Here is a 23,063-nt window from a genome sequence, read left to right on the forward strand (position 1 = left end):
CGCCGGACAGGGCCGAGACCGGGTGTTGGGTAGCGTGGCCGGCATGGATCCGAGCGAGCTCACCCCGGTGGCCCAGGACTACCTCAAGGTCATCTGGTCGGCCACCGAATGGGGGGACCCTCCGATCACCACCACGGCCCTGGCCGCCCGGTTCGGCACCAGCGCCCCGAACGTCACCGACACCGTCAAGCGCCTGGCCGGCCAGGGGCTGGTCGAGCACCGCCCGTACAAGCCGGTCACCCTCACCGCGGCCGGACGCGACTACGCCGTGGCCATGGTCCGGCGCCACCGACTGCTCGAGACCTTCCTGGTCATCGCCCTGGGCTACGCCTGGGACGAGGTCCACGAGGAGGCCGAACGCCTCGAACATGCCGCCTCCGAGACCCTGATCGAGCGCATCGACGCCCTGCTCGACCACCCCGTCACCGACCCGCACGGGGACCCCATCCCCACCGCCACTGGACACGTCCACCGCCCCGCTCAGGCCACCCGGCTTAGCCACGCCACTCCGGGGCCCTACACCGTGGCCCGAGTCTCCGACGCCGACCCGGGCCGGCTCGCCCGCTTCCGGGAGAAGAACCTCCTGCCGGGCCAAGTCCTGCACATCACCGACCGACACCCCGATGGCACCCTCACCGGACTGCTCGGCCGACCCAGCGGACCGATCGATCTGGGTCTCGAGGAAACCACCGCCATCTGGGTGACACCCGCTCCCGGTCCCTGACGAACGACACCTCACTAGCCAGGCAGACGACCTCCTGCTCAGGACCTGGCCCGAGTGACCCCAGCAGCGTGATCCGCATCTTCACGATGTGCCAGAAATGCACATGGTTAATCTTCAAGTGCTGGCCTGACGTGTTCGTGACCGGCGTATTCTCTCGATTCCAGAGCGGGAGCGGGCTACGCGGGGAGCCCAAGGTCAGAGATCGGTGCTGCGGTGGTTGATGTAGTCGGTGAAGGTGGCGCCCGCGTCGCGGCGGTGTTTGTCGGTGACTTGGTAGCTGTAATTGAGGGCGTCGGCGACGATGGGCGCGGGCATTTCCAGGACCAGGGCCCGCAGAGAGGCGTTGCGGGCGCCGAGCAGGTCGATGCCTCGCTCACGCAGGCGGCTCATGATGGTGTTCTGGTGCAGGTGTTCTCCGGGCCTCATGCCGGGGAAGAGCCAGGTGTTGGCCCGGTGCGCGGAGGTGTTCGTGTGCGGCAGCGCGTCAAGATGTGCCCGCACGATCCTGTCGAACGGGGGCGGGATCTGGAGTCGGTCGTCGGTGAAGCTCACGGTGAGCTTGCCCTCGGTGTCGTGGATCTGTGCCAGGCGCATCCGCGAGATGCGGGTGAGCGATTGACCGTAGAGCAGCAGGAACAGAGCGGCGACTTGCAGTGTGCCCGGGATCTGAGTTGAGGGTTCGGTGAGGGTCCGGAGGTGTTCCAGCCGCTGGGCCTGGCTGATGACAGGGGTGGCCTGGGCGATGCGGTAGGGGAAATCCACGGTGGGCAGGTGCCCGTGCTCGACGGCCCAACGCACGAAGCCCCGAGCCAGACTCCGGGTGGTGGGCCCACCGGCCAGCCAGGCGTCCACGTCGTGCTGAGTGCATTCCGCGGGGCTGTGTCCGCGGGCCCTGACGTGTCCCAGCAAGCCGATGGCCATGGTGATGGACTGCTTGGCGGCCAGGAAGGTGCCCTTCTTCAGGCCCTCGGTGGCCTGAAGGTGATGTATCCGGTTCAGGTGCACCCAGAGGGCGTACTGCCGGATGATCCGGGCGTCCTCGGCGGGCAAGGCGCTGACCTTCGTCTCGAGCCAGGACTGGAAGCGTTCGATGTCCAGGTTCACCGGCTCCAGTAGTTGGTGCTCGAGGCACAAGGCGCGCAGGAAGGCGACTTTGCCGGGGCAGGGGTGCTCCTGGAAGGTCTGGTGAGTCAGGGGCAGCCGGCCTTGGGCCAGATCCCGCAGCAATTGTTCGGCGTGCCGGTTAATGGTGAGCCAGATCCGGGCGCTACGGGCGTGCTTCTGGCCGGTCAGGGCGGTAAACAGGGGGAGCAGTGGTGCAGCGATGGCCCCGGTGCCATCGTCGAGCAGCACGGTGAGGTCATCGGCCAGGCAGCAGTGGGCGCAGAGTCCGGTGCGCACGAACTCGTCCTCGCGCCCGCACCGGGTGCAGTGGAAGTCGGCCGGGATGCCGGTGCAGTCGGCGCAGGCCGGGGCGCCGTCGAGTAGCCCGGGCAGTAGGCGGTGTTGGGCGCAGCCGGGGCAGGTGCCGTGCAGGCGGGTGGCGCGCTGGTAGCAGCGCCGGCAGATCCGCCCCCCGGGCCAAGTGGCCGCGAACCTCACCCCAGTGCGGTCGCAGCGGGCGCAGGGCCCGATGAAGGCCGGCCGGCTCATTCGGGCCGGTGAATGCGGGCCCTGATCGGGCGGATGGCGTCTCTCTTCGCGGTGCTGGCCTCGGTGCCGGTGGCCTGGTGCCGGACCGGAGTGGCCACCACCGTGGTGGGGCAGAGATCTTCGAAGCTGCACTCCAACACGTCCAGCAGCGCCCCGAGCAGAGTCAGGTTCATCCGCTCCGGGGTGGCCCCGAGCAGCCGGTAGAGCTGGGAAGACGACAGGCTCACCCCGCGATCGTGCAGGTGGGGGATGAGCTCGGAGAGGTTGTTCATCCCCCGGGCGGCCATGACCTCCCGCAGCCGCCAGGTGTACTCCACGTGCCGTTTCATGGGTCAGTACTCCTTGCTGGTGGTCATTGCGGTCGCGGCCATCCGGTGGATGGCCCCGTCCACGACCCGGGCCCGGTAATCGGGGGACAGGCCGGTGTAGATCGAGGTCGTCGAGGCGTGCTCGTGGCCGACCTGTTGCTGGATGAAGAACGCGTCGTAGCCGGCCTCGATCAGGTGGGTGACGTAAGACCGGCGCAGCGAGTGGAAGTCCAGGTCATCATCCAGCCCGGCCTCCCGCTTGACCTCATTGAAAGCCCGGCTCAGCGAGTCCGCGGCGATCGCTGCGGTGCCCCGCTCGCTCGGCCACAACCAGGTCGAACGGGCCGGGGCGTACAACGGGCGCACCTGATCGGTCCATTGCCGCAGGCATTCCACGGCCCAGTCGAACTCCGGCACGGTCAGCACGCTGCGCCGCTTCGGCGGGGAACCGCGCATGGCCTTGCCGTGCCGGACGTAGATAATTCCCGCGTTGCCGAACTGAGGTGCCCGCGGATTGGTGGCGATGTCGACCAGGTCCAGGCAGCGGACCTCGTTGCGGCGCAGCCCCCACGCGTAGGCGACCTTCATGATCGTCGCGGTGCGGAACGCCGGGATCCACCCCTTGGCCCCGGCCTGGCGAATGCGCAGCACCCGGTCATCGGCGCAGTCGAAGAGGTCCTCGAGCTCGTCCCGGGTGTACGGGCGCTTGCCCGGGGTGGCCACCGCATCCTGGGCGTGACGGGCGGTGTTCCACTCGTGGAAGACCTGCGCCGGGTGCTCACCGAACCGCTCCCAGCACTGCTCGCCCCACCCATACGCCGGGTCCGTCAGGTACTCCAAGAACATCCTCAGCGCGTTCTGGTACCCCAGCACCGTCGACCGGGCCGCACCCTTGACCGCCCGCAGCTCCAGGAAGAACTCGTCCACCACCGAGGCCGTCCACTGCCACGGATAGGCCTCGGCGAACCGCCGGAACCGCATCACCGTGGACCGGCGGCCCTCCACCGTGCCCGCCGAGAGGTTCCGGGCGAACTGCTGGGCCGCCCACCCGTCCAGCATCGCCACCCACACCGTCTCGGCCTCGTTCAGCACGCCCGTCCCGCAGCGCAGCACCGGCGGAACACTGCCGACCGGACCCACCTCAGGCGTTCGCATAATGAGCGAAATCTTCGCACTAACCGCGAACCACCGTCAATGCTTGCCGTAAACCGCTGGTCAGCCCGGTGTTCTTGGCCCCTGTGTCCGGACATCGGTGTACTGCAAGTGCTCCGCGGCCCGCTCAGAAACCGATCTCCAGCGCTCCGTCATGGGGGAGTCGTCCCAACCGGCGGATTCGCAGACATCGCCAACATGCCATGGTCAAGTTGACGTAATGTCGATTATCGGCCTTTGGGAACGGGTCCGGACAGGGGCTGGGTGGACCAGTGTGTCGCGGTGGTCTGCTGATGCAGTGCGAGTGACGGGCGGCCGTCCTGGTGGACGTGGGTGCTGGTCGCGTCAGGCCGGGTGGTTCTCCGGGGCATTCCACGGACGTGCGGCGCTGAGTGAAGCCCTGGCCGATACGAACGCTCGGTCAGGAACGTTGCGGTTCACCAGCGTTCAGCCCATTCGAGCGTCAGCACCGCCTCAAGGGGCAGGCTGGTCATCCTGCCCTTCGCTCTGCACTCAGCCAGGTGCGTTCTCTCACGTCTAGCTTTACATCATTCAAACGCAGGGCGCTGGGATGGCCAACGCTGAGCTGATCACTCAGGATCCCTGCGGTGATCAGACCGGGCGGTGAATCGTCGCCGATACTCCGAGGGCGTCGTGGAGAAGGCCGCACCGAAGTTCTGCCGCATGGTGATCGGGCTGGAGAACCCGCACTCGGCCGCGACCTGGTCGATCGGCAGGTCCGTCGATTCCAGGAGTCGCCGGACCTCGTCCAGGCGGCGGGCACGCAGCCAGGCGGCCGGCGTCGTGCCGGTCACCTGCCTGAAGGCCCGGATGAAGGTGCGCCTGCTCATGTGGGCCGCGGCAGCGAGGTCGTCGACCGTCAGGGGGTCCTGCAGGTGCGTCAACGCCCAGTCCAGGGTCTCGGCGATCGGGCTGGACTCCTTCTTCGGCAGGACCGGGCGGTCGATGTACTGGGCCTGCCCTCCCCCACGGTGCGGTGCCACCACGAGGCTCCGTGCCACCTGATTGGCGGCCTCCGCGCCGAGCCGGGTGCGCACCAGGTGGAGACAGGCGTCAATAGCCGCGGCCGTCCCAGCGGAGGTCAGCACGTCCCCATGGTCGATGTAGAGGACGGTCCGGTCCACTGCGATCTCAGCATGCCGACTGCTGAAGTCCTCCAGCGCCTGCCAATGGGTCACCGCCGGGCGTCCGTCCAGCAGTCCAGCCTCGGCCACGGCGAAGGCCCCCAGGCACAGCCCCGCCACGGAGGCACCCCGGCCATGAGCTGTACGCAGTGCCTGGGCCAACCTGGCAGAGGGCGGCCTGTGGTCCTCATGCCAGGCAGGGATCACGACGACGTCGGCAGCCGCCGCTGCACCCAGGTCCTGCAGGCCCTCCACCCGGTACCCCTCAGCCGTGCGGATCGATCCGCCGTCCTCGGTGAACAGGACCGTCTCCCACGGGGCCAGCGCCAGACGTGCGACCTCGCCGAACACCATCTGAGGCACCGACAGGTGGAACATCGTCACGCCCTCGACGCCATAGACCGCGATCCGCACGCTCATTCCCCTCTCTGTGGCCCGAATCCATCATAGGTATGCACGCGTGCCACTGGCAGTCAGGGGGTGGACCCCGGGATGCTGGATGGACTGCGTGAGATCCGCACCCTGACGACCTGGAGGTCCCACCCCATGACTGCACCCCGCCGCGCCCTAGTCGTGGTCGATGCCCAGCAGGAGTACTTCACCGGACTGCTGCCCATCCAGTACCCACCGCGGGAGGAGTCGATCCAGCGGATCGCCGACGCCATCCGCGCGGCCGAGCAGCACGGAATCCCGGTGGCTGTGGTCCAGCACTTCGCAGGTGCGGGCGCGCCGGTCTTCAATCTGGAGGCGCCCGAGGGACAGCTGCATGATGCCGTCGAGCAGCTGCGATCGGAGGCTTGGAAGACCGTGGTCAAGCAGTTCGGCTCGGTCTTCCCGGGGACGGATCTGCTGGACTGGCTCCGCAAGCAGGAGGTCGACACCATCACCCTGGTGGGATACATGACCAACAACTGCATCATCGCCTCCGCCAGCGACGCCGAGGTCCACGGCCTGGCCGTGGAGGTCCTCTCGGACGCCACCGGGGCCATCGATCTGGCCAACGCCGCCGGTGCGGTGAAGGCAGAGACCGTCCACACCACGCTGATGGCACTCCTGCACTCCAACTTCGCCGCCGTGGCCTCCACCTCGGACTGGGCCACTGCCCTGGAGGTCGGTGCGCCTCTGGCCACGAGCAACCTGGTCGAGTCTGCTGCCCAGGGTCGCGCATGATCCGGCCGCATCCGCAGGGCACGGCTCCGTTCGTCCTCTCCGTCCTGGACAATGCGATCACCGGCGAGGGCCATACGGCGCAGGAGGCCTTCACCGGGGTGATCGACCTGGCGTGCGCCGCTGACCGTCGAGGTTTCGAGCGGTTCTGGATGTCTGAGCACCACGCCATGCCGGGCGCCTCCACGTCGTCCCCGCAGCTGATGGTCGCTCGGCTGATCGGAGAGACCGAGCGCATCCGTCTGGGCGCCGGCGGGATCATGCTGCCCAACCACGTCCCGCTGGTGATCGCCGAGCAGTTCGGCATGCTCGAGGCCCTGGCGCCCGGACGGATCGATCTGGGACTGGGCCGAGCTCCCGGGACGGACGGTGCCACCGCCGCGGCCCTGCGTCGCCACCAGGGAGCCAACGAGCAGTTCCCGGATCAGGTGGACGAACTCTTCGCCTTCCTGGAGGACACGCATCCCCCAGGGCATCCCTACGGGCGAGTCCATGCGGTGCCGGGGCCCTGGCAGTCTGAGCAGAACCATGTCACGGGCTCGGACTCACTCCCCCAGATCTGGATCCTGGGATCCTCGGTGTACTCCGCCCAGTTGGCCGCGCGGCTGGGACGTCCCTATGCGTTCGCCCTGCAGTTCGGCAGTGCGGACGTGGTGAGCGCCATGCAGATCTACCGCGAGCAGTTCCGTGCCTCATCTGTGCTGGAGGAGCCGTACAGCCTGCTCAGCATCGGGACGATCGCCCTCGACGACCCGGCTGAGGCCCGCCGACATGCCGCCACCTCGGCCATGGGCATGATGCGGATGTTCCTCGGCCAGGGCTTCTCCATCCCCCATCCGGACGACGTGGAGAGGATGGCCTCCGGGGTGCGCGAGGGACAGTTCATCCGGGAGTGGACGGAACGCACCCTGCACGGCACGGCAGCGGATGTCGCCCACGGACTGGAGGCGCTGCATCAGCACACCCAGGTGGATGAAGTCATGCTGGTGACCGGTGGCCACTCCCGTGAGGTCCACACCCGCACCCTCGAGCTGATCGCAGACCACTACAGCCTGCCCGAGGACTGAGTCTCTCCGGGGTGTCTCACCCGTCGAACCGGACGTAGGCACGCACCGGCGACGGGCCGACGTCGTGGGTCTCGGTGAAGCCCAGCGCCGTGTAGAAGGCGCGCTGGGAGTCATCGTCGTCGGTCAACAGCACCTTCTGGTGCACAGCGGCGAAGGGTTCGAACGCGGCCTGGACCAGTCTTCTGCCGATGCCGCGCTGGTGCAGGCCAGGGTGGACCAGCACGTCCTGCAGGTAGGCGATGGTGGCGCCGTCGCTGATCACCCGTGCCGGCCCGACCAGTCGGTCCCCGTCCCACGCGCAGACCACGTGCGAAGAACCGTGCAGCGCACGACCCAGCGTCTCAGGATCGCTCGTGTAGGCACTCCAGCCCACGGAGTCGTACCGGGCGAGGACGCTCTCCATCGGAGGGGCGTCAGTGGTGAGGGCGAAGGTCATGGGTGCCGCTGTATCGGGCGACTCCCCGGCCCGCCCTTCCTGCACAGGGTCCCGGCGACCTGGAGTGGTCACCAATTCCGCCTCCGCGTCTCCCGCGCACAGTCTCGTTGCGTCACGCTGATGCCATGACATCTGACCCGACACCACCCGTGAACGAGGTTCGCCTGGCCGGCAAGGTCAGCGGCGAGCCCACTGAACGGGAGCTGCCCAGCGGGGACCTTCTGGTCCAGTTCCGCCTGGTGGTCCCCCGCCCGCAGCGGAAGAAGGGGCCCGACGCCGGCTCACGCGCCTCCGTGGACACCATAGACATCGCCTGTTGGACGGCTCGCACACGCGCATCTGCAGTGAGATTCACCGACGGACTGCAGGTGGAGGTGAGGGGCGCCCTGCGCCGACGCTTCTTCGCCACCGGGGCCGGACGGGCCTCCCGCTACGAGGTCGAGGCGGTGCGGGTCCGGCGGCGTTGACGGGCCCGTTGACTCGGGCTGAGCTTGCTCTAGCCTGGCCAGATGGGTGTATGGGGACCAGCGATCTTCTCGGACGACACAGCCAGCGACATCCGCAGCGAGTACCGCGAGCTGCTCGAGGACCAGGTGCCGGACGAAGAGGCCACACAGCGGATCCTCCACCGCTACCAGGACCTCGACGACGACGAGGTGCATGTCCTGTGGCTGGCCCTGGCCGCCGCGCAGCAGCAGGCGGGACGCCTCGAGGATCGGGTCAGGGACGAGGCACTGCGGATCATCGACACCGGCGAGGGCCTGGAGTACTGGGCTGAGGAGGCCGACGACGGTGACGGGGCGGACCTGAAGAAGCGCAAGGCCGCCCTGCAGGCCCTGCGCACGAAGCTGACCGGGCCCCAGCCGTCCCGGAAGAAGATCCGTCGGCCGTACCGGCCCACCACTGACCTGGTGCCCGGAGACCTGCTGTCCTACACCCCTGCGCAGGGCGCCACCCTGGTGTTCCGGGTCATCGGCGTCGAGAGCAACCGGCACTTCGAGGCACCGGTCATGCAGCGTCTGGACTGGTCCGAGCACACCGCACCGACCTTCGACCAGGCGGTGGCCCTGCCGGACCATCCTGGTGCCCCCAGGCCGGACGGAAGTGTCGATGACTGGTGCATCTGCGCGGGCAGCGGCCGCACGAAGGACCCGGACTGGCAGGGCATCGACCTGCAGCACCTGGGTCGGCAGGAGGACTGGACGGCAGTCGACGACGCCCATTACTCCTTCGCGAACTGGGCGTTCTACGCCACGCAGTTCGAACACTCGTTCGCCCAGGAACGCCTGGGCAGCTGAAGCACCCGCACCACGCCGACTCTCTGACACGATGGACGCATGACAGCCACTCCCCTCTTCGACCTGACCGATGTCCAGCTGCGCTCACGGGCGAGCGTCAAATGGGGCACCGTCGGATCGGAAGTGATCCCGGCCTGGGTCGCCGAGATGGATGTGAAGATCGCCCCGGCCATCACCCAGCGGCTGCAGCAGGCCCTGGACGCCCATGACACCGGATACCCCGGCGAGGTAGCCGGCCTTCAGTCGGCTTTCGCGCGCTTCGCCGCCGACCGTTGGACGTGGTCTCCGCGCCCTGAGGACGTGACCGTCCACGTGGATGTGGCCAGTGCTTCTGCCACCGTCATGTCCCACCTGGCCGGCTCGGATCGCGGGGTGGTCATCATGCCTCCGGTCTACAACAACTTCTACACCTGGGTGGAGCACGCCGGACTGCACCCGGTGGAGGTTCCCCTGCTCGATGTCGCCACGGGTGGGCGAATGGACCTGCAGGGTGTGCGCCAGGCGCTGGAGGACGGTACCCGGATCATCCTGCTGTGCAGCCCTCAGAACCCCCTGGGCCGGGTCTACACCGGTGAGGAGCTCGCCGCGCTGGCCGAGCTGGCCGCAGAGCACCACGCCACGGTCATCTCCGATGAGATCCACGCTCCCCTGGTCCACTCGGGCGTGGAGTTCGTCCCCTACCTCACCGTCTCGGATGCGGCCCGGACGACCGGGATCGCCGTCCATTCAGCGTCCAAGTCCTGGAACATCGCCGGGCTGAAGTGCGGACTGCTCGTGCGCTCTCCGCAGGGCCCCTGGCCAGAGCAGGTGGACCCGGCGATCACTCAGACCGAGGCAGGCCACTGGGGTGTCCTGGCCGCCGAGGCCGCGTTCCAGGACGGAACTGAGTGGTTGGACGAGGTCGTGCAGCACTTCGAAGACCAGTCCCAGCACCTGGTCGCCCTACTCGAGAAGCATCTGCCCGGAGTCCGCTGCCTCCCGCCGCAGGCCAGCTTCCTGGCCTGGTTGGACTTCAGCCCGCTCGGACTGGAGGACCCCGCGCAGTTCTTCCTGGACCACGCGCAGGTCATGCTCTCCCCCGGCGAGATCTTCGACCCCTCCTGCCGTGGCCGGGTCCGGCTGAACATAGGGACCTCGAGGGAGCGTCTCGAACGGATCATCGCAGCCATGGGCACCGCCTGGGCCGACCACCGGAACTGACCGAGCCTAGAGCTCGGCGGCCACGCGGGTGGCCTGCTCGATCGCTCGCTTGGCGTCCAGTTCCGCGGCCACATCCGCCCCGCCCACCAAGGTGTACGGCACCCCGGCCTGGTCCAGTCCTGCGGTCAGCTCCCGGCAGGAGACCTGACCGGCACAGATCACGACGTCGTCCACCTCCAGCACCCTGACCTCGCCGGGAGTGCTCAGAGACTCAGCGGACACGAACGGCAGATCGGCGATGGCCGCCTTGCCCGCCTCCACCACCCGCTGAGCCTGACCTGCCAGGCCAGCCGGCCGTCGTCGGGAGCTCTCGGCCTGGACCGTCAGGTGCAGCCCCAGATCGTCGATCCGTTCGTAGGTGGCACCGGTGATGAACTCCACGCCTCGAGCCTTGACCGCCGCCCGGTGCACCCATCCGGTGGTCTTGCCCAGCCCGGCCCCCATCTTGGAGGTCTTGCGCTGGACGAGGTACACCTGACGCGGTGAGGGCTCCGGATGCGGCTTCTGCACTCCGCCGGCCGTGCTGAAGGAGGCGTCCACGCCCCAGTCGCGCTGCCACTCCCCCAGCTCCTGGGGTTCGTGGGCGGACGTGTGCGCCTGGAACGGGCGGTCCTCTGAATGCGGTTCAGTGAGCAGCTCTGCGACATCGAATCCGATGCCGCCGGCGCCGATGATCGCCACGCGCGGCCCGATCACCGCCTTGCCGTCCACCACGTCCGCGTAGGAGTGCACATTCGCCCGGTCAGCGCCCGGGATATCCACCTCGCGGGGCAGCACCCCGGTGGAGAGGATGACATGGTCATACCCACCCCCGGCGAGTTCCTCAGCGGTCACGCGCCGCTCCAGATGCAGGGCCACCCCGGTGTCCTCGATCCGCTGCCGGAAGTACCGCAGGGTCTCGGCGAACTCCTCCTTGCCGGGGATCTGCCGAGCCAGCCGGAACTGGCCGCCGATCTGTGCGTCCGCTTCGAAGAGGTCCACCTGGTGGCCCAGTGATGCAGCGGTGGTGGCGGCGGCCAGACCCGCCGGGCCGGCTCCGACCACGGCGATGCGGCGGCCCGTGGGTCTTGGTGCCGGTGTGCCGGAGATCGGCCGCACCGGCAGCAGCTTCCGGAACGGCTCCTCGGTCTCGCGTCCGGCCCGCGGATTCACCAGGCAGGAGGCGTTCCTGTGCTGGAAGGTGTGGTCCAGGCACGCCTGGTTGCAGGCGATGCAGGTGTTGATCCGCTCCGGGGACCCGGCCTGCGCCTTGAGCGCCCAGTCAGGATCGGCCAGGAACGGGCGGGCCATGCTGACCAGGTCGGCCTGGCCCTCGGCGAGGATCTGCTCGGCGGTCTGGGGCATGTTGATCCGGTTCGAGGCGGCCACCGGGACGGACACGACCTCCTTGACCCGGCGGGTGAAGTCCACGAACGCCGCCCGCGGCACGGAGGTGACGATGGTGGGCACGCGCGCCTCATGCCAGCCGATGCCGGTGTTGAGCAGGTCCACCCCGGCGTGCTCCAGCCCCCGGGCCAGGTCCAGGGTCTCCTCCAGGGTCTGACCGTCCGGCACCAGGTCCACCATGGACATGCGGAAGGTGATCAGGAAGTCCGGCCCGGCCGCGGCGCGGATGCGGCGGACGATCTCGGTGGCCAGCCGTCGGCGCCGTACGGGGGTGCCGCCCCAGGCATCGGTACGGTCATTCGTGCGAGGGGAGAGGAACTGATTGATCAGATAGCCCTCCGAGCCCATGATCTCCACGCCGTCGTACCCGGCCTGCCGGGCGAATCCGGCCGCCCGCACGAAGTCCTTCACGGTCTGCTCCACCCCGCGGGTGGACAGCGCCCGAGGAGTGAACGGGGTGATGGGCGACTTCCGGCGAGAGGCCGAGGCGATCAACGGGTGGTATCCGTACCGGCCAGCGTGCAGCAGCTGCAGGGCGATCCGCCCACCGGCCTGGTGCACGGCCTCGGTGATCACCCGGTGCTTGCGGGCATCGCGTGCCGAGCTCATGGTCCCCGAGGTCGGATCCAGCAGACCGGTCAGATTCGGGGAGAACCCGCCGGTGACGATCAGCCCCACTCCCCCGCGTGCACGCTCGGCGTAGAACGCGCCCAGCTTGGAGTAGTCCTGCCCCCGGTTCTCCAGGCCCATGTGCATCGAGCCCATGATCAGACGGTTCGGCAGCTCCACACCGCCCAGTCGGATGGGTGTGAACATGTGAGGGTATGCGGTGGAGGTCATGCGGCTATGTTACTCACTGGTAACCGACGTGTCTGCCTCCCCGCCGTTGCGTGCGGTCGGCAGGAACCGAGCCCACCACCTGAGCTGATGCTCGAACCGCGCCTGCCGGTGCCACGGGGTGCCGGAGCGGGAGAGCTCGTGGTTCTCACCGGGGAAGATCAGCAGTTCAGACTCCACGCCCTGGGCCCAGAGCGCGTGGTAGTACCGCTGGGCGTGTTCGAGCGGACAGCGCAGATCGTCCTCGGAGTGGATCACCAGGGTGGGTGTCCGGACCCGGTGGACCTGGGCCAGAGGGCTCTGGCGCTCCACGGTCGCACGGTCCGTGCCGAAGTACTCGGGGGTGAAGAACCAGCCGATGTCGCTGGAGCCGAGCGCCGAGAGCGGATCCAGGTAGCCCCGCTCCACGATCGCTGCCGTGAACCGGTGGTCGTGCGCGGTGACCAAGGCGGTCATCAGTCCACCGTAAGAGCCGCCCATCACCCCGAGCCGCTTCTCATCCATCACGCCCACACCGGTCGAGCCGAACTCGGCCAGGGCCCCGTCCAGGAACCCGAGGATGTCCTGCAGGTCCACGGTGCCCATGGCGTGCTTCACGGCTGCACCGTGGGCGGCTCCATAGCCGTTGGAGCCGCGCGGATTGCACATGACCACGGCGTACCCGGCCTCCACCAGCACCTGGGTCTCATCGAACCAGTCGTGCGTGTACTGCGCATAGGGGCCGCCATGGATGTTCAGCAGCACCGGATGCGGCCCCTGCCCCTCCGGCACGAAAACCCAGCCGTGGACCCCCGAGCCGTCCGCGGAGGCATAGGTCCGTTCCTGCCCCAGAGCCACCGTGGTCTGCTCCCGCAGCGGTCCGTTCGGATCGAACAGCGTGGTCAGTCCGGTCCCCCGGTGCTGGATGCCCACCTGGCCCGGCGAATCCGGGGTGGCGTAGGAGACGGCCAGGGTGCCACCGGCCTCGGAGGCACCCACCACGGACCCGGGCATCTCCACCAGCACCTCAGGCTGGCCGTGGTGGGTCATCCACACCAGCACGGTGCGTCCACGGTCCTCGGCCAGCGCGAGCACATTGTCCTGTCCGGACAGGCGCAGCGGCCCGCCGGAGCAGTTCATGGTCTCCAGATCCGTCAACAGGCGGGGAGCCAGCCCCTGCGCCGGCTGCTCCCACCCCTCGGCCGCCTGCCGCACGGCATTCGCGGCCGAGAGCACATAGACACCGGTGTTCGAGGCCACGAACTCCTGGCCGGACTCCCCCAGATCGGATCCCAGCAGGTACAGCCATTCGCCGTTGCGGGAGACGCAGGGACCGTCGAAGGAGAGGGTGCCCGCCGTCCCGCCGGCCACCAGTCGCACCGGTCCCGACGACGGCCCCTCACCTGCCGCGTCCGCCCCGCCGGAGGCGGGGCGCGCCTCCAGGACGGCCACGGCTGAGCGCAGATCCCTGCCGAATCCGGCGGCCGGAGTGGTGGTGAAGAAGATGTGCCGGGAGTCCGCGGCGTAGACCGGATCGTGGGCCTCACGCTCACCCTCTGTGAGCTGACGCGCCTTCGGGAACCGGCCGTCGTCGTGCCTGTCCTTGTCCTTCTCCTCGGACCGTGCCTTCGCGGCCCTGCCACGGGGCTCGAAGACCGGCTCCTCGTCCAGGTCCGGCACGGCGATCTCAAACAGGCGCGGCAGCCGGTCGGCAGTGTAGCCGAGCCCGTTGATCCGGTAGTCGGGGCCGGTGACCAGCCGCGGGTCCTCCTGCGCGGCGCTGACCCCCTCCACTGTTCCGTACCGTCCCTCCTCCGGTTCGGCCGAGGTGAAGCACAGCCACGAGTTGTCCGGGGACCAGTTGAACCCGCGAACGCCCAGGTGTCGATCCGTCAGGATGCGTGCCTCACCGCCGCCCACCGGCAGGACAGCCAGCTGGGGCGCAGATCCGGGAGCGCTGCGCAGGAAGGCGATCATGGACCCGTCCGGGGAGAACCGAGGACTGGTGTCCGCATATCCACGGGTGAGCCGGCGTGGCGGACTCGACTGGTCGGTGGGGACCAGCCAGAGCTGTCCGGTGTACCCGTCAGTGCCGAAGTCGGCTCGGGAGGTGGCCACCACCAGCTGACGACCATCCGGGGACAGGGACGGGGTGCCGGTGGAGACGATGAGCTCAAGCTGGTCAGGACGCATGGGACCACATTAGATCCCCACCGGAGGTCACGATGCGGTTCCGTCTGCGTGCGGCGCATTGTCCCGCCCTCATGGTCAGGGCAGGATGGGAGGACGCGCGCAGAGCAGCGCCGCGTCTCGATGCCCGGCATCGAGGAACCGACCGGCGGCACAACCCCCGCCAGGAGAGGACAGCACCTGTGGGCGACTGGATCGGCGAGAACCTCTGGGCCCTGTGGCTGACCCTGGCCGTCGCCCTGGCCGTGGTCGAGGTCCTGGTGCTGGACCTGATCTTCCTGATGCTGGCCGCCGGATCTGCTGCAGCGCTGGCCACCGCACTGGCCGGAGGCGACCCCTGGCTGCAGATCGCGGTGTTCGCCGCGGTCTCCCTGCTGATGCTCGTGGTGGTCCGCCCCACCGCGCTCAAGCACCTGAAGAAGGGCAGCCCGGACCAGCTCACCAACGCCGACGCCTTGCCGGGACGGACCGTTCAGGTGCTGGAGGAGACCACCGCCACCACCGGTCTGGTCAAGGTGGACGGAGAGATCTGGACCGCGCGTGCCCCGGAAGGCCAGACCATACCGGCCGGCAGCACCGCCGAGATCGAGACCGTGGACGGGGCCACCCTGCGCGTGGCCGCCCAGCCGGAGATCGACTGGGACTCCGGCCGCACCGCCTGAACCGGCACAGAGACATCCGAGCCGGCGCCCCTGACGTCGGCCACAACACGCGGCAGACCAGCCGCAGGAGGGACGTGACGGTGGAAGTCATCATCGTGCTCATCGTCGTCGCCGTCGTGGTGGGGATCATCCTCGCCCGCGCCGTGAGGATCGTGCCCCAGGCACGCACCGGCGTGATCGAACGGCTCGGCAAGTACCAGCGCACCCAGGGGGCAGGCCTGACCCTGATGGTGCCGTTCATCGATCGCATGCTGCCGCTGATGGACATGCGCGAGCAGGTCGTCTCCTTCCCGCCGCAGCCGGTCATCACCGAGGACAACCTGGTGGTCTCGATCGACACCGTGGTCTACTTCCAGGTCACCGACGCCAAGACCGCCACGTACGGCATCGCCAACTACATCCACGCCGTGGAGCAGCTGACCACCACCACCCTGCGCAACGTGGTCGGCGGGATGAATCTGGAGGAGGCCCTGACCAGCCGCGACTCCATCAACAACCAGCTGCGTGGCGTGCTGGACGAGGCCACCGGCAAGTGGGGCCTGCGGGTCTCGCGCGTGGAGCTCAAGGCGATCGACCCGCCGCTGTCCATCCAGGACTCCATGGAGAAGCAGATGCGTGCCGAGCGCGACCGCCGTGCTGCCATCCTGACCGCGGAGGGCACCAAGCAGTCCGAGATCCTCACTGCCGAGGGGCAGCGCCAGGCCGCCATCCTCGCCGCCGAGGGCGACGCCCAGGCCCGGATCCTGCGGGCCAACGCGGAGGCCGAGGCCATCCACTCGGTGTTCGAGGCGATCCACGAGGGCCGACCGGATCCGGACCTGCTGGCCTACCAGTACCTCCAGACCCTGCCCAAGCTGGCCGAGGGCGACTCCAACAAGCTCTGGATCATCCCCTCCGAGTTCACCGATGCCCTGGGGCGGATGGGTGCGGCCTTCGGCGGCGACCAGCTGCAGAACCTGGCCCAGGCCGCCACCGGCGGCTCGCGCCGCGCCGAGCCCCAGGAACAGGCCGAGCCCGACGACGGCCAGGACCAGAGTGCTCAGGTCACCTCCGGCAAGCGCAAGACCCCCCGTCCGACCACGGCGGCCGAGCTCTCGAACTCGGGACTGAGCATCGCCCAGGTCACCGACACCTCGCTGGAGGAGGCACTGGCTCCGCCTCCGGAACTGGACGAGCACCACTCCTCCACCGCCGAGGCCGCCCTGAACGCCCCCACTGATCCGGAGCACCACCGCCCCGCCGCTCCGCAGCGTGATCCTGAGGTCCACCTGGATCAGGACGAGCACGGGCGTGGGAACAACCCCGGACTCTGAGGCGTTGGAGACGGTAGACCCCGGTAGACTCGAGGGTCGACGTCGTACCGCCCTGCTGACCGCGGGGCCGGAAGGGAGAACGAATGAGTGACCGCAGCCTGCGCGGCATGCGCCTGGGCGCACAGTCCATGGAGTCTGAGGCCGGAGTCGAGCCGGCACCGCGTCAGCAGGTCCGCTACCGGTGCGAGGACGGCGAGGAGGTGGCCGTCTGGTTCTCCACGGAGGCCGATGTGCCCGCCACCTGGACCACCAAGACCGGCAAGGAGGCTCTGCTGGTCAACGGTGAGAAGCCGGAGCCGGGCAATGAGAAGCCGGTCCGCACCCACTGGGACATGCTGCTGGAGCGCCGCAGCGTGGAGGAGCTCGAGGAGGCCCTGAAGGGTCAGCTCGCCAAGCTCCGTGAGCGCCGCGGGGAGACCGCCGGCGCCTGAGCTGGCCCCCCCTCAGACAGCGAAGAACCCCGGCAGTCCCTCACGGACTGCCGGGGTTCTTCTGAATACAGGCTTTCCCCACTCAGATCACGTGCACGCCAAGTGCTGAATCCGCCCGGCGTGTCGCGACATCTTCTGCGCACGTGATCTGTGGTGTGACTCAGCCGCGGAGCAGAGACTGCAGCTTCTCCCACCGGGCGGCCAGACCCCAGCGGGTCACGCTGGCCACAGCCTCGGTGATGATGTCTCCGCTCATCTTGGACTCACCGAACTCTCGCTCCACGAAGGTGATCGGCACCTCCACGATCCGCTTGCCCAGCTGAGCGGTGCGGAAGGTCATGTCCACCTGGAAGCCATAGCCTCGGGACTGCACACCGGCCAGGTCGATCTGCCGCAGGGTGTCCGCGCGGTAGGCGCGGTAGCCGGCCGTGACATCCGTCAGGTCCAGGCCCAGCATCAGCCGGGGGTACAGGGAGCCGGCGGCGGAGATCAGCTTGCGGTGCATCGGCCAGTTGACCATCTTCCCGCCCGGGGCCCGGCGCGAACCGATGACCAGGTCGGCACTCTGGATGGCCTCCAGCAGTCGGGGCAGCTGCTCAGGCTGATGGGATCCGTCCGCGTCCATCTCCACCAGGACGTCATAGCCGCGGTCCAGCCCCCAGCCGAAGCCGGCGATGTAGGCCCCGCCCAGGCCGTTCTTCTCGGTGCGGTGCAGCACATGGACGTTCTCGTCCTCGGCGGCGGTCTGGTCTGCCCAGCGTCCGGTGCCGTCTGGCGAGTTGTCGTCCACCACGAGCACGTCGACCTCCGGCACGGCGGCGCGCAGGCGTCGCAGGGTCAGCGGCAACGACTCGATCTCGTTGTACGTGGGAATGATCGTGAGCACTCGCATCAGCGGGGCAACCCTCCACAGGCTTGATCTCAAAGGTCTGGACCGGCGGCGAAGGCGTCAGGGGAACTCCTGTGGCCGGTGGGCACTGGTGGTCCAGTATAGGACGGGGTCAGGGGAACTCCGGGGATCGGTGCACTGTGGTTCCGCCCACGACGGTGGCCAGCAGCCGGGGCTCGGCGCTCTGGGCGTCCAGCACCGGCAGCAGCGGCGTCCCGGCACGGGTGTCCGTGCTCCAGGCTGAGACCCGTCCATCTGGGGCCTGGACGCTGAGGGACTCGACCTCCCACACGGCGAAGGTGGCGGGCGAGGAGGGGGCCAGCCGCCCAGCCATCTGCTGGTCCGGCTGCACGGATCCCGCCGGCAGCACGCGCAGTCCAGCGCGGGTGGCCACGGTGAATCCGCCTCGAGCCGAGATCCGCTGCTCCGGTTCAGGATGCTCCAGCAGTGCGCGCACCAGTCGCCACGGCTGCGGGTGCTGGTCCCCTGATCCCCAGGAGACGGGGACACCGGCGGCCAGCAGTGCCCCGACCGGTGTGGCCACGGCACCATCCTCATCCGGGACGACGGTGACGGACACGCCCAGGGTGGACAGTGTCTGCACCTGGTCGCTGGAGAGTCCCCCGTTCCAGACCAGCCGATGACCGGCCCGTCCCAGGGCGGCCGCCCCCAGGTCCTGGGTGAGCTCGCTCAGGATCCGCAGCAGGGTGGCCACCGACTCGGAGTCCTGCGGGATGACCACGGTCTGCGCGGCGCGTTCCGTGGTCGCTCGCAGCATTCGTGCCGTCTCCTCTCCCCCAGCGTCACCGGTGGGCATCTGCCAGCCGACGGCGACGTCGTCGGGAATCTGGTCTGCTGTGGCGACCTGCTGGTAGGTGACCTGAGGGTCGGCCGAGGCCGGTCCGGCGGTCAGGAACACGCCAGCCTCCGCGCCGTCGCCCGAGGCCCGGGTGGACCAGGAGTCCACGAACGCCGGGGTAACCAGGGCCCCGTTCAGGTCCACGGTCTCCTGGTCGGTGACGCCGGTGGCGCGCAGCATGCGCTCGGCAGAGTCGTCCGCTCCCACCCAGGCGATCAGGCCGTTGTCCACGATCATCGCCGTGGCGTAGGGGTCTGCAACCGAGTGGATGACGCCGTTGAGGTAGAGGGTGCTCATTCACCCAGGCTATCGACAGAGGAGAAGGAGACCACGCCGCGGCGGACGAGATCTGCCGCACGTCGGCACTGGCGGGGCAGGCCGGGGTGGCCCGGGACGTTGGCCATCTGGTCCAGCACGTCCACCACCTGACGAGCCCACCGCACGAAGTCGCCGGCGGCCAGGTCCGATCCTTTCAACGCCTCGGCCAGGCTGCGTCCCCGCGCCCACCTGTGGATCGGCCAGACCAGACCGGGGTCCGGCTCCGGGGTGGGCTCGAGCTGGGCACCGCGCTCGGCCAGCTGCAGCTCGTGCCAGATCTCTCCGGCGGAGTCGAGGGCGTCCTGGAGCCGGGGCGTGGGCAGCTGCGGCACACCGGCGCTCTCCTCCCCCTTGGCGTCGAACACCAGCAGTGCCGCCAGCCCGGCCAGCTCCTCGGGGTTCATGGCATCGGCCACGCCGTCCTCCAGCAGCAGTGAGGTCAGCAGGTCCCGCTCCCCGTAGATCCGGCGCAGCGTCTGCCCCCGCGCCGTGACACCCTGATGCCCGGCCGGCGCACCCTCCAGCGGACCGGCGTCGCCGACCTCGGGATCCACGTAGCCGTAGGAGGTCAGCAGCTGGACCAGCCGGTCGAAGGTGCGGGCGATGGTGTTGGTCCGTCCGGCGATCCGGCTGTTGAGCTGATCCACCTCTCGGCGCAGCTTCCACCACCGCTCGGCCCACCGGGCGTGCTCTTCACGGTCCTTGCAGCCGTGGCAGGGATGGCGCTCCAGGGCCCGGCGCAGGTCCGTGATCCGGTCCTGCTGACCGTCGTCGCGGAAGCGGAACCCAGAGGCGGTCCGGCCCCCGGGTGCCGGACGATGCTCCCTCACGGCCGCCCGCATGGCCGAGGCGATGTCCTTGCGCTGGGTCGGCGTCTTGACCTGGATGGTCTGGGGCAGCTTCGCCCCGGCGATGGGAGTCACCGGCTCCACCAGGTCCTCCACGCCGATCCGGCGCAGCTGGGCGTCGTTGGTGATCACTCCGACCCGCGGGTTGGAGGGATTGCCGGCGGGGAAGACCACGACGGCGGTCCCCACCTTCCGCGGCCCCGGCACCTCGATCACGTCTCCGGGCAGCAGGTCCACCAGGGACTGCTGGGCGGCCCGGCTGCGGGCGCGGTTTCGGCCCTTCGAGTCCTTCTTCTCCGCTTCGGCCAGCTCCTTGCGCAGCCGGGCGTACTCGGTGAAGTCCCCCAGGTGGCAGGTCATGGACTTCTCGTATCCCGCCATCGACTCCTCGCGACTGCGCACCTCCCGGGCCAGGCCGACCACCGAGCGGTCGGCCTGGAACTGGGCGAACGAGGACTCCAGGATGGCCCGGGAGCGTTCCAGTCCGAACTGGGCGATCAGGTTCACGGACATGTTGTACGTGGGTCGGAAGGAGGAGTTCAGCGGGTAGGTGCGTCGGGAGGCCAGTCCCGCCACGGCCGCGGGATCCAGCCCTGGGCGCCACAGCACCACGGCGTGGCCCTCCACGTCGATCCCTCGGCGTCCGGCACGCCCCGTCAGCTGGGTGTACTCCCCCGCCGTGATGTTCACGTGGGACTCGCCGTTGAACTTCTCCAGCTTCTCCAGCACCACGGTGCGCGCCGGCATGTTCACGCCCAGGGCCAGCGTCTCGGTGGCGAAGACGACCTTGACCAGTCCGGCACCGAACAGCTTCTCCACCACCTCCTTGAACGGCGGGAGCATGCCCGCGTGATGTGCGGCGAAGCCACGCGAGAGTCCGTCCCGCCATCCCCAGAAGCCCAGTACGTCCAGGTCCTCGGCCGGCAGTGACTGGGCGGCCTCGTCCACCACGTGCTGGATCTGCTGCTTCTCCCCCGGTGTGGTCAGGTCCAGTCCGGCGGCCAGGCACTGCTCCACGGCACCATCGCAGCCGGCCCGGGAGAAGATGAAGGTGATGCACGGCAGCAGTCCCTCACGTTCGAGCACCCGGACCATGGTGGGACGGGAGACGCGCAGGGGGCTGCCACCGCGGTGACCTCCCTGGCTGCGGTCATCGGCGCGGTACCCACCCCGGGCACCCTCGCCTCCCCGAGAGTCGAAGCGTGCGGTGACCTGACCGCCACGGTGAGCGGCCGACGTCGTCCCTCGGCCCTGGCGACCTTCGTCCTGGTGGCCACGGCGTCCCCGGCCGCCCTGGGGACCGCGGCCCTTCTGGCCGCCCTTGGTCCGGCCCCTGGGGCCCGATCCGCGTCCGTCCCGACGCTGGTGGCGCCCTGGGCGGCCCCAGTCCGAGCGTTCATCGCGGCGGCGCTGATCCTCCGCCAGCTGGGCCAGCTCCGGATTGAGCACCAGCCGGTCCTGGGCCGCGGCCTGGTCCTGCGGCGAGTCGGACTCGGGCGCGGCGGCATCGAAGGCGACCTCCGTGGCGAACAGGTCATAGAGCGTGCTGCCGGCCATGATGTACTGCCACAGCGGGACGGGACGGTGCTCGGAGACCACCACCGAGGTGGATCCACGCACCGTGTCCAGCCAGGCGCCGAACTCCTCGGCGTTGGAGACGGTGGCCGAGAGGGAGACCAGCTGCACGTGCTCGGGCAGGTGGATGATGACCTCCTCCCACACGGCGCCGCGGAACCGGTCGGCGAGGTAGTGCACCTCGTCCATCACCACGAACCCCAGGTTGCGCAGCGTCTCCGAGTCCGCGTAGAGCATGTTGCGCAGCACCTCGGTGGTCATCACGACGACGTCCGCGTTGCCGTTGATGGCCGTGTCACCGGTGAGCAGTCCCACCTTCTCTGGCCCGTACCGGGCCACCAGCTCGGTGAACTTCTGATTGCTCAGCGCTTTGATGGGAGTGGTGTAGAACGCCTTCTGTCCTCGGGCCAGGGCCAGGTGGGTGGCGAACTCGCCCACCACGGTCTTGCCGGCGCCGGTAGGTGCAGCCACCAGCACGCCGTGACCCTGCTCCAGCTCCTGACAGGCCTCACGCTGGAACGGGTCCATCTCGAACCCGAGCATCCGGGCGAACTGGCCCAGTTCGGTCCGGGACTCAGCGTTGCGGCGTCGTGACGCGGCGTAGCGCTCGGCGGGGCTGAGGTCCTCCTGGGAGGGGGCATCCTGGGGGCTGCGGTCCGCGGGGGTGTCCATGCCGTCAGCCTAGGACACTGTTAAGCCACGGTGGCGGCAGGGGTGGATCAGAGCTGGTCCAATGGCGTGGGTCCCTGGTGGATGGACGCCTCGATGTCCTGTTCTTGGGCCAGGCCACGCTTGGTTCGACGACGGTCGTTGACCAGGCACAGGCCGATCGCGATCCCGAACAGGGTGACCAGCGGAATGGCCAGGTAGAACATGGTCATGGCGTCACCACCGGGTGCCGCCAGAGCCGCCAGCAGGGCGATGAGGAAGACGGTGATCCGCCAATGCTTGATGATCTGACGTCCCTTCAGGACGCCGATCATGTTCAGACCGACCAGGATGACCGGCAGAACCAGGGAGATCCCGAAGGCCAGGAACAGCCGCAGGACGAAGGGGATGTAGACGTCCACGTGGATGTTGTTCGTCAACTCGCCCGGCGTCAGTCCGACGAAGAACTGCGCGGCCTCGGGCAGCACGAGCCAGCCCAGCCCCACACCCAGGACGAACAACGGAACCGCGGCGGCGATGAAGCCCAGCGCGTAGCGCTTCTCCTTCTTCTTCAGTCCCGGGACGATGTAGGCCCACGCCTGATAGAGCCAGACCGGCGAGGAGATCACGATGCCGATGAACAGCGAGACCTGGATCATGATGTCCAGGGGCTGACCCAACGCCGTGAACTCCACGGCCACCTGACGTTCGTCCGTGGAGAGACGGGTCACCGGGTCCACGAGGGCATTGAAGACCGGCTCGTAGAGGAAGAACGCCGCAATGGTCGCCAAGAGCAGGGCGATGCCCGACTTGATCAGTCGATTGCGCAGCTCGATCAGATGGTCCTTCAGGGACATCTGACCGTCTGGGGTCTTGACCCGCCGCTTCTTCAGACGCGGACGGGCCACCTTGCCCTGCTTGACGGAACGGGCCGACTCGGCCGCAACGGCGACCGGGTCAGCGGAACGGGGAGCCATC

General features: G+C 68.9%; 20 protein-coding genes. 9 read left to right on the top strand and 11 right to left on the bottom strand.

The features are described from left to right. Positions 1–43: 43 nt before the first annotated feature. Positions 44–724, top strand: coding sequence for a metal-dependent transcriptional regulator (locus BM355_RS07535; protein WP_091697110.1), 681 nt, complete (start codon positions 44–46; stop codon positions 722–724). 195 nt (positions 725–919) lie between these two features. On the opposite strand, the gene BM355_RS07540 is transcribed toward BM355_RS07535, so the two are convergent. The 4 genes from BM355_RS07540 to BM355_RS07555 form a co-directional block, all read right to left on the bottom strand. Next, positions 920–2,377 carry a recombinase XerD gene (locus BM355_RS07540; protein ID WP_143109448.1) on the bottom strand — a complete coding sequence of 486 codons (1,458 nt, stop codon included), beginning with the start codon at positions 2,375–2,377 and terminating at the stop codon, positions 920–922. Next, complete coding sequence (locus tag BM355_RS07545) at positions 2,374–2,706, bottom strand: helix-turn-helix domain-containing protein (protein WP_091696820.1); 333 nt, start codon at positions 2,704–2,706, stop codon at positions 2,374–2,376. The genes BM355_RS07540 and BM355_RS07545 overlap by 4 nt, the downstream gene beginning before the upstream one ends. Positions 2,707–2,709: 3 nt before the next feature. After that, entirely contained in the window at positions 2,710–3,840 is a 1,131-nt protein-coding gene (locus BM355_RS07550; RefSeq protein WP_091696822.1) for a tyrosine-type recombinase/integrase, read from the bottom strand. Positions 3,841–4,427: 587 nt separating this feature from the next. Continuing rightward, positions 4,428–5,402, bottom strand: a complete 975-nt coding sequence (locus BM355_RS07555; RefSeq protein ID WP_091696825.1) for a GlxA family transcriptional regulator — start codon at positions 5,400–5,402, stop codon at positions 4,428–4,430. Positions 5,403–5,528: 126 nt separating this feature from the next. Here BM355_RS07555 and BM355_RS07560 point away from each other — a divergent pair, with 126 nt between their 5' ends. Then, positions 5,529–6,152, top strand: coding sequence for an isochorismatase family protein (locus BM355_RS07560; RefSeq protein ID WP_091697111.1), 624 nt, complete (start codon positions 5,529–5,531; stop codon positions 6,150–6,152). Further along, positions 6,149–7,216, top strand: a complete 1,068-nt coding sequence (locus BM355_RS07565; RefSeq protein ID WP_091696827.1) for an LLM class flavin-dependent oxidoreductase — start codon at positions 6,149–6,151, stop codon at positions 7,214–7,216. Before BM355_RS07560 ends, BM355_RS07565 begins: the two co-directional genes overlap by 4 nt. 16 nt (positions 7,217–7,232) lie before the next feature. On the opposite strand, the gene BM355_RS07570 is transcribed toward BM355_RS07565, so the two are convergent. Continuing rightward, positions 7,233–7,652 (bottom strand): GNAT family N-acetyltransferase, encoded by a 420-nt coding sequence (locus BM355_RS07570; RefSeq protein ID WP_091696830.1) that lies wholly within the window; start codon positions 7,650–7,652, stop codon positions 7,233–7,235. Between the two features lie 125 nt (positions 7,653–7,777). On the opposite strand from BM355_RS07570, the gene BM355_RS07575 reads away from it, so the two are divergent. From BM355_RS07575 to BM355_RS07585, 3 genes are read left to right on the top strand one after another with little or no spacing between them, the layout of a single operon-like run. Further along, positions 7,778–8,119, top strand: a complete 342-nt coding sequence (locus BM355_RS07575; RefSeq protein WP_091696832.1) for a single-stranded DNA-binding protein — start codon at positions 7,778–7,780, stop codon at positions 8,117–8,119. A gap of 42 nt (positions 8,120–8,161) precedes the next feature. Then, on the top strand, positions 8,162–8,950 hold the full coding sequence (locus tag BM355_RS07580) for a DUF4259 domain-containing protein (protein ID WP_091696834.1): 789 nt from the start codon (positions 8,162–8,164) through the stop codon (positions 8,948–8,950). Between the two features lie 39 nt (positions 8,951–8,989). Then, on the top strand, positions 8,990–10,150 hold the full coding sequence (locus BM355_RS07585) for a MalY/PatB family protein (RefSeq protein WP_091696836.1): 1,161 nt from the start codon (positions 8,990–8,992) through the stop codon (positions 10,148–10,150). Positions 10,151–10,156: 6 nt separating this feature from the next. On the opposite strand, the gene BM355_RS07590 is transcribed toward BM355_RS07585, so the two are convergent. Continuing rightward, on the bottom strand, positions 10,157–12,376 hold the full coding sequence (locus BM355_RS07590; RefSeq protein ID WP_091696839.1) for an NADPH-dependent 2,4-dienoyl-CoA reductase: 2,220 nt from the start codon (positions 12,374–12,376) through the stop codon (positions 10,157–10,159). 9 nt (positions 12,377–12,385) lie between these two features. Further along, positions 12,386–14,545 (bottom strand): S9 family peptidase, encoded by a 2,160-nt coding sequence (locus BM355_RS07595; RefSeq protein WP_091696842.1) that lies wholly within the window; start codon positions 14,543–14,545, stop codon positions 12,386–12,388. A gap of 179 nt (positions 14,546–14,724) precedes the next feature. On the opposite strand from BM355_RS07595, the gene BM355_RS07600 reads away from it, so the two are divergent. The 3 genes from BM355_RS07600 to BM355_RS07610 all read left to right on the top strand — a co-directional run bounded on the left by BM355_RS07600 (position 14,725) and on the right by BM355_RS07610 (position 16,948). Beyond that, on the top strand, positions 14,725–15,204 hold the full coding sequence (locus BM355_RS07600) for an NfeD family protein (protein WP_091696844.1): 480 nt from the start codon (positions 14,725–14,727) through the stop codon (positions 15,202–15,204). A gap of 80 nt (positions 15,205–15,284) precedes the next feature. Beyond that, entirely contained in the window at positions 15,285–16,517 is a 1,233-nt protein-coding gene (locus BM355_RS07605) for an SPFH domain-containing protein (RefSeq protein WP_091697112.1), read from the top strand. 83 nt (positions 16,518–16,600) lie between these two features. Then, on the top strand, positions 16,601–16,948 hold the full coding sequence (locus tag BM355_RS07610; RefSeq protein ID WP_091696847.1) for an RNA polymerase-binding protein RbpA: 348 nt from the start codon (positions 16,601–16,603) through the stop codon (positions 16,946–16,948). 160 nt (positions 16,949–17,108) lie between these two features. Here BM355_RS07610 and BM355_RS07615 read toward each other — a convergent pair whose 3' ends face one another. From BM355_RS07615 to tatC, 4 genes are all read right to left on the bottom strand, one after another. Next, a complete protein-coding gene (locus BM355_RS07615; RefSeq protein ID WP_091696849.1) occupies positions 17,109–17,840 on the bottom strand; it encodes a polyprenol monophosphomannose synthase in 732 nt (243 codons plus the stop codon). A gap of 109 nt (positions 17,841–17,949) precedes the next feature. Then, positions 17,950–18,993: a hypothetical protein gene (locus tag BM355_RS07620; RefSeq protein WP_091696851.1), complete on the bottom strand. Its 1,044-nt coding sequence runs from the start codon at positions 18,991–18,993 to the stop codon at positions 17,950–17,952. After that, on the bottom strand, positions 18,990–22,109 hold the full coding sequence (locus BM355_RS07625) for a DEAD/DEAH box helicase (RefSeq protein ID WP_091696854.1): 3,120 nt from the start codon (positions 22,107–22,109) through the stop codon (positions 18,990–18,992). Before BM355_RS07625 ends, BM355_RS07620 begins: the two co-directional genes overlap by 4 nt. Positions 22,110–22,156: 47 nt before the next feature. After that, a complete protein-coding gene (gene tatC / locus BM355_RS07630; RefSeq protein ID WP_336704873.1) occupies positions 22,157–23,062 on the bottom strand; it encodes a twin-arginine translocase subunit TatC in 906 nt (301 codons plus the stop codon). Between the last annotated feature and the right edge of the window lies 1 nt (position 23,063).

Source organism: Micrococcus terreus (assembly GCF_900116905.1).
Taxonomy (GTDB): Bacteria; Actinomycetota; Actinomycetes; order Actinomycetales; family Micrococcaceae; genus Citricoccus; species Citricoccus terreus.